14 protein-coding genes are annotated in these 16,625 nt (G+C 41.8%); 2 read left to right on the top strand and 12 right to left on the bottom strand.

Going from position 1 to position 16,625, the window contains the following annotated elements; all coding sequences use genetic code 11:
• Positions 1–20 precede the first annotated feature (20 nt).
• Positions 21–332 carry a DUF1244 domain-containing protein gene (locus I6E83_RS04530; protein ID WP_110922810.1) on the top strand — a complete coding sequence of 104 codons (312 nt, stop codon included), beginning with the start codon at positions 21–23 and terminating at the stop codon, positions 330–332.
• A gap of 247 nt (positions 333–579) precedes the next feature.
• On the opposite strand, the gene I6E83_RS04525 is transcribed toward I6E83_RS04530, so the two are convergent.
• The 4 genes from I6E83_RS04525 to I6E83_RS04510 all read right to left on the bottom strand — a co-directional run bounded on the left by I6E83_RS04525 (position 580) and on the right by I6E83_RS04510 (position 4,210).
• Positions 580–1,023, bottom strand: coding sequence for an SRPBCC family protein (locus I6E83_RS04525; protein ID WP_110922809.1), 444 nt, complete (start codon positions 1,021–1,023; stop codon positions 580–582).
• 100 nt (positions 1,024–1,123) lie between these two features.
• Complete coding sequence (gene rluF / locus I6E83_RS04520; RefSeq protein WP_110922808.1) at positions 1,124–2,128, bottom strand: 23S rRNA pseudouridine(2604) synthase RluF; 1,005 nt, start codon at positions 2,126–2,128, stop codon at positions 1,124–1,126.
• Positions 2,129–2,538: 410 nt separating this feature from the next.
• Complete coding sequence (locus I6E83_RS04515; protein WP_110922807.1) at positions 2,539–3,411, bottom strand: alpha/beta fold hydrolase; 873 nt, start codon at positions 3,409–3,411, stop codon at positions 2,539–2,541.
• Between the two features lie 7 nt (positions 3,412–3,418).
• The gene (locus tag I6E83_RS04510) at positions 3,419–4,210 is read right to left on the bottom strand and encodes a class II aldolase/adducin family protein (RefSeq protein ID WP_227680804.1); all 792 of its coding nucleotides are present in this window, start codon (positions 4,208–4,210) and stop codon (positions 3,419–3,421) included.
• 85 nt (positions 4,211–4,295) lie between these two features.
• On the opposite strand from I6E83_RS04510, the gene I6E83_RS04505 reads away from it, so the two are divergent.
• On the top strand, positions 4,296–4,985 hold the full coding sequence (locus tag I6E83_RS04505) for a Crp/Fnr family transcriptional regulator (protein WP_181416253.1): 690 nt from the start codon (positions 4,296–4,298) through the stop codon (positions 4,983–4,985).
• A gap of 226 nt (positions 4,986–5,211) precedes the next feature.
• Here the strand turns inward: I6E83_RS04505 and I6E83_RS04500 are convergent, their stop codons facing one another.
• From I6E83_RS04500 to I6E83_RS04465, 8 genes are all read right to left on the bottom strand, one after another.
• Positions 5,212–6,090 carry a DMT family transporter gene (locus tag I6E83_RS04500; RefSeq protein WP_197100140.1) on the bottom strand — a complete coding sequence of 293 codons (879 nt, stop codon included), beginning with the start codon at positions 6,088–6,090 and terminating at the stop codon, positions 5,212–5,214.
• Between the two features lie 501 nt (positions 6,091–6,591).
• Positions 6,592–7,845, bottom strand: coding sequence for an NAD(P)/FAD-dependent oxidoreductase (locus I6E83_RS04495; RefSeq protein ID WP_110922804.1), 1,254 nt, complete (start codon positions 7,843–7,845; stop codon positions 6,592–6,594).
• A 96-nt stretch (positions 7,846–7,941) separates the two neighbouring features.
• Positions 7,942–8,970, bottom strand: a complete 1,029-nt coding sequence (locus tag I6E83_RS04490; protein ID WP_110922803.1) for an ornithine cyclodeaminase family protein — start codon at positions 8,968–8,970, stop codon at positions 7,942–7,944.
• 93 nt (positions 8,971–9,063) lie between these two features.
• Complete coding sequence (locus I6E83_RS04485) at positions 9,064–10,461, bottom strand: FAD-binding oxidoreductase (RefSeq protein WP_197100182.1); 1,398 nt, start codon at positions 10,459–10,461, stop codon at positions 9,064–9,066.
• 167 nt (positions 10,462–10,628) lie between these two features.
• Complete coding sequence (locus I6E83_RS04480) at positions 10,629–11,915, bottom strand: NAD(P)/FAD-dependent oxidoreductase (RefSeq protein ID WP_197100139.1); 1,287 nt, start codon at positions 11,913–11,915, stop codon at positions 10,629–10,631.
• Between the two features lie 17 nt (positions 11,916–11,932).
• On the bottom strand, positions 11,933–13,390 hold the full coding sequence (gene nhaC / locus I6E83_RS04475) for a Na+/H+ antiporter NhaC (RefSeq protein WP_197100138.1): 1,458 nt from the start codon (positions 13,388–13,390) through the stop codon (positions 11,933–11,935).
• Between the two features lie 106 nt (positions 13,391–13,496).
• Complete coding sequence (locus tag I6E83_RS04470) at positions 13,497–14,987, bottom strand: aldehyde dehydrogenase family protein (RefSeq protein ID WP_197100137.1); 1,491 nt, start codon at positions 14,985–14,987, stop codon at positions 13,497–13,499.
• A gap of 148 nt (positions 14,988–15,135) precedes the next feature.
• Positions 15,136–16,584, bottom strand: a complete 1,449-nt coding sequence (locus tag I6E83_RS04465; protein WP_197100136.1) for a VOC family protein — start codon at positions 16,582–16,584, stop codon at positions 15,136–15,138.
• Between the last annotated feature and the right edge of the window lie 41 nt (positions 16,585–16,625).

The raw sequence follows: 16,625 nt of genomic DNA, 5'->3' as shown, positions 1-16,625 counted from the left end.
ATTATAACTAGGAAAACCTTATGGCAAAATTAGAATCAAACATCGAATTAGAAGCCGCGGCATTTCGTCGCTTATTGGCTCATTTAGACGAGCGTAAAGATGTACAAAATATCGAACTGATGAACCTTGCTGACTTTTGTCGTAACTGTTTATCCAAATGGTATAAAGCGGCTGGTGAAGAGCGTGGTATTGAAATCGAATACGAAGATGCGCGCGAGCTTGTTTATGGTATGCCTTACTCTGAGTGGAAAGAGAAGTATCAACAGAAAGCAACGCCCGAGCAGTTAGCACGTTTTAACGAGATAGAAGCTGCTAAGAACAAAGCAGATTAAAGCTGACAGTGATGGCTCAAATAAAATAAGCCATCACTAGGGTGTGTCCTCATTTTAAAAATGATGATCAAAATAAGATAAATTGCAGTCAAACGAGGAAAATAGCGCAGATAATATCAGGATATTGACCAGATATTTGACGATGTTTGGCAAAATTTAGCTATTTTTAGCCCATTTAGAGGGCACTCGTTTGAATTGAGGACACGCCCTAGATAGTTATATCAAAAAAGCCAATACTGCCGCTAGATTAGCGGCTTTCTATAGATTTGAGTATACTGCTAAACCCTATGGTTCCTTGCTTCTGCATTTGACGGTCAAATAGGCGACCGAATAATGGCAATGGTACAGTCAATCGACCCTCAGATACCCAAGTCACGTGTGTGGTGCCATCGCCCAAGTCTTTTAAATCAATGACGCCTTTATCATGTTGCATTTTTATAGGTCTAGATTTTTCGATTTGGTATTGCATGTGAGTAGGACGCTCGAACGCCGTGATGCGCTCCCAAAACTTAACAGGTCCCGATTGAATGGTACGTAAAGCCCCAACGCCATTGCGCTCCTCGTCACCTTCATTCACCAACTTAGCTACACCTACGGCTTTAAATGAGCCATAACTGGCGTGGTCACTCAGTGCCTCAAATACCTCATCAATCGGTTTTTTGACAATGCGTTCTACTTTTATTTTAAACATAATATTATCCTGTTAAGGTCAAAGTTAAAATTATTTAGCTTACTGACATTTAAAAATGAATAAAGCAGTCGCACGTTAAAAACTTATGATCGCGAAACTACTACCGCTTAGACCCTCGGCCTTTTGAAGGACGCCTGCCATTGTTAGCAGGTTTGCCATTGCCTCCAGACTTACCATTACCCCCTGACGGCTTACCACGACCAGCAGGACGTCCATCTCTACCTTTAGAACCTGCTGGCTTTTTAGCATCATCCTTAGCGTATTTGTTACGCCCCTTTGCCGCACCCGCCGATTTTGAAGACGGTTTTGACTTTGATGAGGCATCAGTACGAGGTTTTTTTCGTGATGCATTACTAGATTTCTTAGGTGATTTATTGTCTTGCGAAGAAGAGTCTTCTACAGATTTAAGTAACACAGACAACTCTTTTGGCGTTAAGTCTCGCCAGTCTCCAACGGGCGTACCCTTGAGACTTACATTCATAATCCGTGTACGCTCAAGTTTTACGACTTCATAGCCAAAATGCTCACACATACGGCGAATTTGACGATTCAGACCTTGAACTAGCGTAATGTTAAACACATTAGGCGCTACTTTAGTCACTGGGCATTTTTTCGTCATCTTGCCAAGCATTGGTACACCGCCCGCCAAACCCTCAATAACACTATCGGTTAACGGCTTATTGACCGTGACCAGATACTCTTTTTCATGGTTATTACCAGCACGTAGCACCTTGTTGACCAGATCGCCATTATTGGTCAAAAATATTAACCCTTGGGAATCTTTATCCAAACGTCCAATCGGGAAAATACGTAAACTATGTCTCACAAAATCGACAATGTTATTTTTCTCGGAGCTTTCTGTGGTGCTCACAATGCCCACTGGCTTATTCAAGACAATAAACACAAAATCATCGGGCTCTCGTGGCTCAATAAGCTGCCCATTAACCTTTACCGCATCTCCAGCAGCCACTTGGTCACCCACCGAAGCGCGCTTGCCATTAATGTACACATTACCTTGTTCAATAAAGCGATCAGCATCTCGCCTGGAGCAGATACCGCTTTCGCTGATGTATTTATTTAAACGAGTCGAGGAAGCGTTAAACATAGAGCACCGTTTTACCTGAGGAAAAGCTTTTTTGCTCAAAAAGCCTAAATTGAATGGATTATCAATAACGAAATAGCTCTCATTATATAGGAAATTCAGTGTCCCTTTGAGGAGAGATGAGCGAAGAGTTAGAAATATATCCAGAGTTATGTCAATCAGAGTGGCGTCAAAATTACTTGTTCATCATATCAAAGGTTTAAAAAACAGATAAGCATTGAAAAACATGGAACAGATTGAGCTTGTCTCTTCATTTTCTGAACTTAATTCACTTTGACCTATGCGATTCATTTCGTGATGCGTTTTTCTAACTCAGCTAATAGCTTATACGCGCTTGAGACTCAAGCAATGAGAATAGAATAAAAAACGCAGAGCACCACTTGATGCCTTGCGTGTTTTAGATTAAACGGTATTTACAGAATACTGCGTCTAAATTGTAGATAGGCCGCTGTGATTGCCGCTGCATCCTCTATCTGCGGATAATGACCTAACATAGGCATATTGGTTACATTAGCATCGGGTATCAACTGACGATAACGATCAATCATATGCTGTCCTGAGATAGGATCTCTGGCACCAGCAATCAATTTCACAGGTACGGTACTGTTGATAATGGCACCTACCCATCGCTCACGGTACTGCTGGCGTTGGGGGATATAGTTAATCAACTTATGCATCACACCCAATCCGTTATTGTGATTTAACAACTGCCATAACGTGTCTATCACCTCTGACGTAGGCTGTGTATCGGGGCCAAATATCCGTTGTAGACTGCCCGCAAATTTCTGTTTATTAATCAGCTTTGATACCAGAGGACCCAATGGCGATAGCAGTAGTTTCTGCACCAAGATAGGTTTGTGCGTCTCAGGGAATAAACCACCGTTTAAGAAGCATACGCTGGCAATGCGTAGCTCAATACTATCCTCAACTTGTCTTGCCAGCAACTCCTGAGCCACTGTATCACCATAGTCATGCGCTAAGATATGATAATCACTGATGCCCAGCCTTTCTAAAACCGCTTGATAAATATCGGCCTGCTCACTGATTAGATAGCGCGCGTTTTTGGGTTTGGCTGATAACCCAAACCCCAGCATATCGAGGGTGATGACATAATAATGCTCGGTTAGCGTATCCCACATGCCCTCCCAGTCCCAACTGGCACTAGGATAACCATGAATCAATAGCAATACAGGCGCACTTTTATCCCCTGCATACCGAGTGAATATTTGATACCCATGAATGGATTCATATTGCCCCTGCCGTTGCCACTCATCAAGAGTTATCATTAGAAACTTACTCCTCAAATGATGGGTCAGTGCGGCGCAACTTCCTCAACAATGCAGGCCATGCTATATCGCCATTCGCACCTCGGGTCACTTGCTCTGATGCAGCTTGGATACCTGCCAATATTTGTGCTGGTATCAGCGTCAAGGCACCTCCTCCGCTCTGCGCTTTGATCTGAATCTCACAAGCTCTTTGCATGATATACATGTACAAGAACGCATTGGCAACCGTATCGGCACAGGTGAGCAGACCATGATTGCGCAAAATCATAAAGTTAGCATCGCCTAAATCAGCAACCAAACGGACCTTTTCTTCAGGGTTTAATGCAACGCCTTCGTAGTCATGGTATGCCAAGTTAGATAGCGGAAATAATGATTGTTGCGAGATGGGTAGTAAGCCTTTTTCTTGCGCTGAGACGGCAACACCATCATTTGTGTGCAGATGAATGACGCAGTGCGCATCTTCACGAGCTTCATGCACAGCACTGTGAATGATAAATCCAGCTGGATTGACCTCAAACTCTGATGGTGCTACTTTTTCGCCTGCTTTGTTGACTTTAACTAAGCTAGAAGCGGTAATTTCTTCAAATAACATGCCATACGGATTGATTAAAAACTCATCCTCAGTACCTGGTACGCGCGCAGAGATATGAGTGAATACCAGATCATCCCAACCATAAGAGGCAATCATTCGATAACAGGCAGCAAGATTTACGCGCATCTGCCACTCTTGTTCGCTCATATTATGGTGTACACTCGATGTTGAATCCATTGATGTCGCGGTTTGCATAGCTGTTTGCATGGTGTATTCCTTTACTGTGTTAAATCTCCCGAATGATTACTTTACACCATTTTATAAAACCAAATCTGTCAAAAACATTACACTTATGAATATTAATCATTATTTAAATAACGACCCATGGTTTAGTCAACTACCAGCCATTGTGCAGCCGCTACTGGCGGGCGATGCTGTGCTAAAGGTATACCAAAAAGGTCAAATGATTCATGCCATCGGTGATGGCGATGATGCCGCTCTACACTTTGTTGTGTCGGGTACGATTAGAGTGTGTAATGTTAGTGCTAGTGGGCATGCCATGACACTGGCGCATCTATCCAGTGGCGAGTGGTTTGGTGAGATATCTATCATAGATGACAATCCTCGCACCCATGATGCGTGGACGATTAACAAAGTAACGCTAATCTCTATCCCTAGAAATCTAGTGATTCAGACAGCGCAATTGCATCCGATTTTATACAAGCATCTCGCCCTTATTACTTGCCAGCGAATTCGCCGAGCATTTGATTGGATTGATGATGCTACCTCACTCAACACCTCAGCGCGACTGGCTAGTATGCTGATTGGACTGATCGATACTTATGGCAAGCAGACGGGAGATGATATCAAAATAGATCTGCGCTTATCGCAAGAAGAGCTTGGCTTTATGCTTGGCACTACCAGACAAACTATCAATAAAATCATCCAATCGTGGCAAAAACAGAACATTATCGAGATGCATTATGGTTTTATCACTATAAAAGACAAGTCTCAATTAATGGCAATGATGAATCCTGCCTAACTCGAATATAGATTAAACAACTTCTTAGCAAACCACTCAATACATAGCTTATTATAATCTGTCAATATCTCCAGTCATTAAGACCAATATGACTCAAAGTCAAAGCACTCAACGCCAACACAAAGACCAGCTATCGTAGCAAGCTCTATGAGTGTGAGATAAATCTCAGATATCTCATTATCATAGTGGATTGACTATAGAGATATTTTAATGTGCAAGATTTGAACTATGCTACTTTCTTCCTGCCAGTCTGAATAAGCAGAACGCCACCAAGAATCAATAGTAAAGCTATAATCTCTAAACGAGTAATATCTTCTCCTATTATTCCGCCAATAATAACAGCAACAACTGGGGCAATATAAGTTGCGCCAGCCGCACGCACCGAGCCTAGCGTTTCAATGACATAGTAATAAATTAAAAAAGCGGCTCCCGTTCCTAATATACCAAGCCCAAAAAAAGTTCCCCACATGGCTTGACTGTCTGTTGCTATATTAGTAATACCATCAAAATCAATCAATACCGCAAGCGTTATAACAGCGATACCTATTTGCCATGTGGCTAATGCAAGTGGTGGCATCTTTAGATGAGATAAGAAACGACGTGCATATACGAACGACGCACCAATACTCAAAGAGCCAGTAAGCATCCACAAAACACCTATAATAGATACTCCTGCATCTCCTTGCCATGGTTGCGCACTCAATACAATACCAGCAAACCCTAAAATAATCCCTATCGCCATCTGCTTGGTGGGGCGTTCTTCTGGTAAGAATAATGCCGCACCTAAAAACGTAAATATAGGGATTGATCCGCTTAGTAATCCAGCAATACTGGTGGGCAATAATGCTGTACCCGCAACAAACCCGTAATAATAGAACGAGGTTGCAAGCACCGACATTACGATAAAGTGAGGTAAATATCTCAGCTGTTTGCGAGTAATGACTTTTCTATGCCATGCAATTAATGCCAAAGGTAAAAAGCCAAATAATACTCTTAAAAATACGGTTTGAGAGGGTGTAATTAGAGCTATCGCCCATTTCATAAAAATGAAATTTGAACCCCAAATAATACCTAGCAAAACCAGTACAGCATATGCTCGGAACATAGAATAACCCTTTATAAGGCAATTAGCTTAAGGGTAGAGACATTAATCAGCTCATTAGATAGAACGAATCAAACTACCATTAACTTATATGCTCTGGCCAGTGATACCCAGCGCCTTCTGATAATAATGTCCCATTGGTAGATTTTTACAGCGCACAGCAATTTTAGGGAAGCTATCAGCTAGGTAAAACATTATTAATAAAAATACCGTGTGCGGCATAATTGTCTGAAAAAATATAGGTAAAAATATTAAGACTGGTATGAAATACTGTTAGGGCGTGTCTTTATTTCAAAAATGGTGATAAAAATGAGATAAATTGCCGTCAAACAAGAAAAATAGTGTAGATAATATCGGGATATTAACCAGCTATTTGACGATGTTTGGCAAGATTTAGCCCATTTAGATAACTATCGAGTGAATTGAAGACACGCCCTAATATTGAGATCCAAATATTGACGGTATTTCTCTGTCACTATCAGCACGATTCCTAATTTACGTTTTTTAAATCTTGGAAGCAAAGCGCTCACTACTAAATGGCTTTGCATCAATCAGTAAGGGTTTACCATTAATCATCTCTTCAATGAGACGCCCTGTCACTGGCCCAAGTGTCATACCTTGATGTGCATGACCAAAGGCAAACCATAAATTATCGTGTTTATATGCTGGCCCAATAATTGGCTTCATATCTGGTAGACAAGGTCTTGTGCCACACCATGCCTCAGACTCCACAGCTACGTCAAGCGGTAGAACGTTGCGTGCATACGTCAGTACTGATTCTAGCTGATTAAAGTTTTTTGGGTCATCTGACATTGCCATTTCAGCTCCAGTCGTAATTCTAATACCTTGATCCATTGCTCCCATTACAAAACCTTTGTTTGCATCAAACAAGCTGTGAGAGAATTCATTCTTATCCGTCATTTTAAAGTGTTGATGATAACCACGCATAGGAAACAGCGGTATCTTATAACCCAATGGCTCGATTAGGCTAGTTGACCATGGACCTGCAGCAATGACTAAATCCTGACATAAATAGGTTTCGCCATCTGTCGTAACCTGCCAACCCTCTTCCGTCTGTATAACACTGTTTACTGTTGACTGCTTTATCTCACCAGCCATTTGTTCAAAATTTTCAGCGTATGCTTTTACAAGATTACTGGGATTTTTTATTTGCCAAGAATTTTTCCAATGAATACCACCGACGTAGTCTTCAAAATTTATGTTTGGCTCTAACTCTTTTAGCGCTGCTAGCGATAAAACTTCGTACTCAACTCCTTGATCAGCCGCTTTTTTTGCTTTACCAATGGCGTATTCATAACTATTAGATATACGATGAAGCTCAATCCAGCCTATCTTTCTAACTAGGCCATCAGCGCCTGACGCCTTAATCATAGGGTCATGCTCATTTGTGCAATGCTGAATAAGAGCAGACCATGCTTTATCTATTTCTTTGACTTTTTTTGGGCTAGAGCTCATCCAGTACTGTAATAATGGGCTTTTAAGATGATATATAGCAGACCAACGGTATCGAATATCGGTACTATTATTTGGCAACACTCTAAAAAATTCTCTAAAACTTCTAGGAAATGGTTTAATATTTACGGCTTCTCTTGTGATAATACCTGCATTACCATATGACGTTTCTTCTCCTGGTTGCTTTTTATCGAGCAAGAGAACTTGAGAGTTGCTTTTTTGAAGGTGCCAGGCTATAGATGTTCCCACCATACCTGCACCAATAACGATCACGTCATAGCGCATATTAATACCCTTAAATAGTAAGCCCATTTCATTAATTTAAAATAATTGTCTTTACATTGATTTTCATAAAAAAATCAATTTATTGGCTAAATATTTTTATAGCTCAATAGACTGACCTAAACCTTCTTTTTCAGCTTTTTGGGCAATCTTTATGGCAACTGCTGCATCAAAGCTTGCTGCGCCCACTGATTTAAATAGCGTAATACCTTTACCCTCATTCGCATCAATACTGATTTTTTTATTGACCAGATCGCCTAACGTACCTGTCAGTTGATCCCATGTCCAAGTGCTCTGAATGTCATTATGAGCTTGTATTAAATCACCTGCTTCATGTAAACCACCTTCTGCATCATCGATAATAATAGCAGTACTGGCTTCTATAACCGAGTTGCTGACTTCTTTCATCGTTGCTTGATAAGCACCAACCGCATTAATATGAGCATCCGGCTTTATTTGAGAAGCTTCAAACAATCCTGTCATCGCTCGTGTCGCAAGATTAATAATATCAGCGCTTTTAATAGCCTCTTCGACACTTTCACAAACTCTAAAATCGACTTGCCATTGTGGATATTCTTGCTCAAATTTATTCTGAAACTCATGTGCCGTCTGAGGCGTCCTGTTCCAAACCGTTACTTTTTGAATATTTGGACGCACAGTGAGTATCGCATTGAGTTGTTCATATGCCATTCCTCCAGTGCCTATTACCGCCGCCTCTCTACTGGCTGGATTCGCTAAATATTTAGTCGCAATTCCAGACAGCGCCGCGGTTCGTACTTGAGTGATATATATACCATCCAAAAATGCCAAGAGCTCTCCTGTCGCATTATCTGATACAGTAATGACTGCCATGGTTGTTGGCTTATCACGTTTAGGGTTGTCTGGACAGATATTTACCAGCTTTACCACTGCATACTCGTTATCACCATCAAAAACCACTGAGGGCATAGATAGATGTGAGCCAGATGTGTTTTTGTTACTTTCCTCAAAAGTAGGAATCACTAAGCGCTCAGGTGTCTTAATCCACGTTGGATGATCGCCTTGTACTTTGAGTAAATCCTCAATGGCGTTGATTGCCATTGACATCGTCAGTTGTTTTTTTACCGTATTAATATCTAAAATTTGCATAATTATCCCCAAACTGCCCTGTTAATTTGTTAATACGGATTATAAAGATGTTATAAAGCATAGAAATTAAACATTGTTAATAGCTAAATTCTTCTATTTAATATCAAAAATCTTACCGCGGTTCATAATATTATTAGGGTCAAAGACTTTTTTGACCTCTCGTAAATAATCAATCTCAGTCTCGCTGCGACTATAGTGTAGATAAGGCTTTTTCGTCATGCCCATACCGTGTTCAGCAGACACCGAACCGCCATACTTCTGTACCGTCTCAAACACATACTTATTGACAATCTGACACTCGGCAAAGAAATCGTCTTTGCTCATATTCTCAGGCTTTAAGATGTTGAGATGCAGATTACCATCACCAATATGACCGAACCAACACACTTCAAAGTCAGGATATTTACTGCTGACAATATGATCAATCTGTTCTATAAACTCTGGCACATGGCTGATAAGCACAGAGACATCATTTTTATAAGGCGTAAATACCGAGATAGTCTCTGAGATATACTCTCGCAGCTTCCAAAGCTCGCCTGCTTGCGTGATGTTTTGGCTCATGACACCATCTACAACCCAACCTTGTTCCATGCAATCCTCAAATATGGCCATGGCTTTATCCATGATGGGCTCGTAGGGTGTTTCAAACTCTAATAGAGTATAAAATTTGGTGCGAGATTCAAACGGCTCTTGCACTTGACCATGTGCCATCAGCTTATCAATGGCCACACCATCAAAGAACTCAAAGGCGGTCAAATCAATCTTCGCTTGAAACGCTGCCAGTACATTCATGACATCGTTAAAGCTATCCATACCCAGCACCATGACGTTTAAGTCTTGTGGCTGACGCTCAAGCTTGATTTGTGCATGAGTGACTAGGCCAAGCGTGCCTTCGCTACCGATAAATAATTGACGTAAGTCATAACCCGTGGCGTTCTTTACCATACCGCGGTTGAGATGCAAGATATCACCTTTACCTGTGACGACAGTCAGTCCCATAATCCATTGGCGCGTCATACCATAACGAATGACTTTGATACCGCCAGCATTGGTTCCGATATTGCCACCGATTTGACTTGATCCTGCTGAGGCAAAGTCGACAGGATAGTACAAGTCTTTGGAATCTGCGAACTGTTGCAGCTGCTGAGTGATCACGCCTGCTTCAACTTCAACCATGCGATCTGCAGGATAGAACTGTCCGATATGATTCATTTTATCCATGCTGACGACGATTTCACCGTTGGCAGCGACAGCACCAGCAGAGAGTCCTGTACGACCACCACTGGGGGTCAAGACAATATTGTGTTCATTGGCAAGAAGTACGATGGATTGCACTTGCTCTGTGCTCTTTGGAAAGACGATAGCAGATGCAGCTGGGGCAAAATGCTTGGTCCAGTCTTTGCCCCAATGCTCTAAACTCTCAGCGTCAGTTTTGATTTGGCTAGCATCGTATTTATAGTCATGTAATAGCGACTGTATTAGGGTATTGATAACGACTTGAGATGATTCTAAAAGTTCATGCACCAGATGTATTCCCTACTATGATGAAAGATAGAACAGACCACCTAATTACCACGTACCATACCAATGGTGTTTATATTGATAATTATCAGTGATACCTTTAATGAAATATCTATTATTGCTACCTGATATTTACGTTAGCGAATAATTTTTAAGCATTGCCCTGCATGATATAAAGTAAGGCCTACCTCGGTAAATACAGACTTCATGCTCGATAAAGCGACTTTGGATTCCTTTAGCGTTTTAAAAGGCAGTGGGATACTGCTTCTATCTCCCGTTAGAATATAATCAGCAAAGCATTTGCCCATTAGTGTACCAGTAGTGATACCACGGCCATTATAAGCTGTGGCTGTTAGAATGCCTTCATCAGGCTCTAATACCCGAAAAATATGGTCTTGCGTAAAGCCAAAATTTCCATACCATTCATATTGCCAATTAAACTTAGGTAAATCGGGGTAATAGCTTTTTTGCACACAATTTGCCCATGACTGATAAAAAGATTTGGGCTTACAAGCTCTACCACCTACTGTACCGAGTAGCAGACGGTCGTCATGATCGCGGCGAAAACTAGACAAGGCCAAGCGGGTATCCCAAGCCCCATTTTTATGAGGTAAGATACGATCGGCCAACTCACCCGTCAGAGGTTCAGAAGCTATTTGGTAATAAGAGACGAAGTAAAAGGTCTTGGATACTTCGGTCCATTCACCTTCAGTGTAAGCATTGGTTGCGATAATGACGCGCTCTGCTTTTACGCTAGCTTTAGGCGTTCTTACATACCACTCTCCATCAGATTTTTCTAAAGTATTAACCGTAGAGTGCTCATAAATCGTCACTCCTAATTCAGTTGCTACTTTTGCAAGACCATTTACATAAGCTAATGGGTTCAACGTGCCTGTGCGGTGATCTAATAGCGCCTTATTAATGCTAGTAGTACCACAATATTCATGGCAACGGCTACCCGTTAATACTTCTACATTCACACCGCGGCGCTTTAGTTGCTCATATCTAATATCAACATCAGCTTCGCCTTTGGCATTATGAGCCATATGAATATTGCCATTTTGGGTGGCTTGGGCATCAATTCCGTAGCGTGAAATCAAGTCAAATACGAGACTGGGCGCATGTCCTAATGCTTCTGTCAAACGCTCACCTTCAACTTCGCCCAAAGCTATATTTAAATCATCAGGACGTGCCCAAGTGCCTGCATTGACCAGACCAACACTTTTCCCAGAGCCACCACTACCAATACTCTGGCTATCTAACAGGGTGACTTTGACCCCTTTTTCTGCTAAATGGATAGCAGCTGATAATCCTGTATAACCGCCACCAATGATGCAAACACTGGTCTGGGTATCGCTACGAAGCTCATCATAGGGATGAATTTTGGGCGCAGTTACGCTCCACAAACATTGCTCTTGCAACATTTCGTACTCCGGTGAAGTTATAATTTATTGAGAGAAGGTACTGTGGTATCTGTAGCCGCAACAGGTTCGTCACGCGGTATGAATTTATCCAACACAGCCCATAGCAAACCAAATAAAGGAGACAACCAACAGGCAAAGGCAAAAGGTGCATAGGTTAATGTTGCTATACCTAGCGTGGCGGCGACAAAACTACCACCCATGTTCCAAGGAATTAGTGGTGATAATAGCGTACCCGCATCTTCAATAGACCGTGTCAGTGTGGTTCGTTTATAGCCCATTTCCTTGTACTTATCTTTGAGCAGACGTCCTGGGAGTACCAACGTGGTATAGACATCACCAATAATCGTCCCTACTCCAAGAACACTGGCATAGGTTGTGAGAATCAAGCCTAAACGCGATTTCACTATTTTATCTACTTTTACCATGATGGCTTTGAGCGTACCGTAATGCTCAAGCGAACCCACAAACGCTAGTGCAAAAATAGTTAGAGTGACAACCCATGTCATCGACATTAGGCCACCTTTTGATAATAATTTATCAACAACCTCAAAACCCGTCTCACTCTTGAAGCCATTTTGCAAAACATTAAAAATTTCGCTAACACCAATGCCTTGCATGAAAAAAGCTACTAATGAAGCGACCACCACACCACTTAACACAGTAGGTATAGCGGGTATTTTCATAATGGCAGCACCAACCACTACTACAGCAGGTAATAGAGTAATAACACTTAAGCTATAGTTATCCGCTAGTGTGCTTTGCAATGCTTGAATAGAAGACAGATCGACACTATCATCACCGTAACTAATGCCGATCCAAGCATAAAGGGCTAATGCTGTGAGCATTGCAGGAATTGTCGTCGGTAGCATACCTTTGATATGGTCCCAAAGCTCCACACCAGCGGCGGCAGGGGTCAAATTGGTTGTATCAGACAACGGCGACATTTTGTCACCAAAAAATGCGCCAGAAACAATAGCTCCGCCTGTAAAATGCGCCGGAATGCCAAGGCCCATTCCAATACCCATCATTGCAAGGCCAACGGTACCTACCGTGCCCCATGATGTGCCAGTGGCAACTGAGATAATGGCACAAATAAGGCAGACAGAGAATAAAAACGAAGACGGTGAAAAAATACTAAACCCATAATAAAGAATGGTTGGCACTGTCCCTGCTATAATCCAAGATCCAATGAGCATACCAACCCCCATTAGAATAATCATAGCAGGTAGACCTATTTTGACTACCTTTAAAAATCGCTCTTCCATGCCAGCCCAGTCTCGGCCACGCAGCTTCATAAATAAGCCCGTGATTAGAATACCGCAAGCCAATGGAATGTGAGGGGTAAAGTCTTTAAACACAAAAAACTGTACCATTAAAATCATGGCGGTCAAGACAAGTGGGGCGATATCGAGTAAGAAGCTAGAAGAGGCTCCATAGCCATCTTTAGCAGGATCGTGCTGTGTGTCATCAATCATGATAGTTCTACCTTCCTTAGTAATAACTACTGTTAGTACTGACTATTGATAGCTATAAGTACTACTATCAATAGTCAGCATCATCAATGCTTAGCTTCTATATCGCTTAGCCAAAATTAATACCTTGAGCAAGTGGCAACTCTGTTGAATAATTAACGGTATTGGTCTGACGACGCATATAGTTCTTCCAAGCATCTGAGCCTGACTCGCGACCACCACCTGTTTCCTTTTCACCACCGAATGCTCCACCAATTTCAGCACCACTAGTACCAATATTTACGTTGGCAATACCACAATCACTGCCACGATCACTCAAAAATATTTCAGCTTCACGTAAATCGTTGGTGAAAACACATGACGATAATCCTTGTGGAACATCGTTTTGCATCTCTAATGCATCATCAAAGTTTTTGTAAGTCATGACATATAAGATAGGTGCAAAGGTTTCAGTTCGTACGACATCGTTTTGTTCATCAAATTCGACAATAGCAGGCGTTACATAGTAAGCATTGGGGTATTTATCTGACAATACACGCTCGCCGCCTGTGACTTTACCACCAGCATTTCTTGCTTTTTCTAATGCTTCTTGCATGTTTTCAAAACTGTCTTGGTCAATCAGTGGGCCTACTAGATTTCCTTCTAATGGATGCCCGATACTGACTGTCGAGTATGCGGCCTTAACCCTTGGCAAAATATCATCTTTGACTGATTCATGAACAAACAAACGGCGCAATGTAGTACAGCGCTGACCAGCTGTACCCACTGCCGAAAATAGAATGCCGCGGAGTGCTAAATCCAAATCAGCAGTTGGGGCCAAGATCATCGCATTATTGCCACCAAGCTCTAGCAAGCATTTACCAAAGCGTTCAGCAACTTTAGGTCCAACCGTTTTACCCATGCGCGTACTGCCTGTCGCGCTGACCAATGCAATGTCTTTACTTTCGACTAAAGCATTACCAACATCTGTCTTACCTAACAGGACTTGCGACAAATGAGATGGTGCATCACCAAACTTCGCTAATGCTTTTTCAAACATCGCCTGACAAGCCAATGCGACAAGCGGTGCTTTTTCTGATGGTTTCCAAATAACAGGGTTACCACAGACAATAGCAAGTGCTGTATTCCAAGCCCAAACTGCCACTGGAAAGTTGAAAGCAGAAATAACACCAATAACGCCAAGTGGGTGCCAAGTTTCACGCATATGGTGACCTGGACGCTCTGATGCGATAGTCAAACCATATAGCTGACGTGACACACCTACTGCAAAGTCACAGATATCTATCATCTCTTGCACTTCACCAAGGCCTTCTTCTTTAATCTTGCCAGCTTCTAGCGATACTAAGAAACCCAAATCTTCTTTATGCTCGCGCAGCACTTCACCTAACAGACGAATCAGCTCACCACGCTTTGGTGCAGGAACCGTGCGCCATGCTTGAAAAGCAGTTTTGGCATTTTGAATTTTGGTATTAACCTCAGCAACACTGTCTAAAGTAACCTTGCCGATAACAGTTCCATCAATCGGAGTATTTATTTCAAAGTCACCATTTTGATAGTGTTCTTCTTGTACGCCCATTGCAGACATATATTGCTTAATCATAATCAATCCTTTGTATAATGGTTTATTAGTTTTTCAACACACTTATTAAATTACCTTGCAACCTGATAACTTGCAAAATAATAAAATTCTTGCAGTCATTCCATTTAGGAATGGCCCTTAAATGTACGCATTAATATTACTGTCAACTTCAAACAGCAAGACATTGCTTCAGACTTTGAGCCTGTATTTCTTCATATAATTTAAGCTCGTCATAGACCGCAGTTCCTAATGCTTGTTCAAAATCCTGTTGACTTGAAGAATGATCATAGCTATTGTTTTTACTCTGATTAAGGTTAGATTGAAAAATTCCTGCTGCACTCACAGGCAAAAAATCTTCATACACAATTGGCTCAATACGAATGACACCATCATCAATAAGTGTGCTCAGCTCAGCACGAGATATTGTATTCAAATTAACTTTGTGAAATGCGGCTGATAGCAATGCTTGTGCTTGACCAGAATCATGTGTGTTGTCAGTTAGCTGATAATAAAAGTATGCTAGATCGGCATCATGTAGGGTTTGATAGTTGTCAGGGAATTTGCTAAATGTCTCGTCTAGAATCTGATAGTACTGGGACGCATTGTCTTCATTAGGTGTTACCCCCAACCGGTTACGAGCTTCGTTAAGCAACGTGTCATATAACGCTCTACCCTTTGGAGTTAACGCTACTCCGCGTTGCTCAATTTCACCGAAGCGTGCCGTATGAGACCCTTGCTCATAGCCATCACAGCACTCATCTGAGTCACCTATATAGGCAGTTTTAAAGCTCACAGCCTCTTCTAACGCTTTGAAACTTGTTTGTCTTAGCAGGATTGGGCACGCTCTTCGAGGTGGTCCTTCGATAATGGCTTTTGATGGTATACCTCCTGTCTGCATTTTCTGTTGAGCTGCATCAATATCCAGTGTTCTAGGTGTTAGATGATTAATATGAGGGCCTTTAAAACCCACCACATCAGCAATGAGCGGATGCTGGTGTAATAATTTCTGGTATAGCTCTTTTGTCACAGGGGTTTTGTCATGCCAGCGAAAAGTCTCTAACGCTTCTTTTATAAAATGTTGCGCATCCTCAAGGATTAAACCCTCTTGCACCTCAAAACGTTCAATAAGTTCAATCACATCATCAGTGAAAATACGTCGCTTTTGTAGTGTCTTAACTGCCTCTCTTTCAAGAGCCACATCACCAATGAGATCTAGACGTAATAGCGAGGTAAAGACTCGAAAGGGGCTTTTGTGCAACGAATGAGAATCTAGAGTCCGGAATGCAGTCGAATGCACTGGCACTCCAGCAGGGGCTAAGTCATAGTAGCCCACAGGATACATACCCATAACAGCAAAAAGACGGCGCATCATACTCAACTCTGATGCTGTACCCAACCGGATCGCACCGTGCCGCTCCATATTCAATCGCTCAATTTCTCCAGTATGTAATAGTTGGGATTTGATCTCAGGTTGCGTGGCCAAGACCTCAGCATTCACTTTACTGACCAAATCAATCAGATCCCCATATAACGGAACTTCTGCTTGATACATTGCTGACATGGCCATAGAAAACTCATGTCGAATATCATCACTGCTCATAAAATTTTTGTTATTCATAGATATTTATCCTTTTTATAGCTATCGAGAGAGCCTATTTC

The sequence above is a fragment of the Psychrobacter sp. SZ93C1 genome (assembly GCF_015864635.1).
Classification (GTDB): Bacteria; Pseudomonadota; Gammaproteobacteria; order Pseudomonadales; family Moraxellaceae; genus Psychrobacter; species Psychrobacter fozii.
The sequence above is the reverse complement of the archived record's forward strand: the minus strand, read 5'-3'. Positions and strand labels throughout refer to the sequence as shown.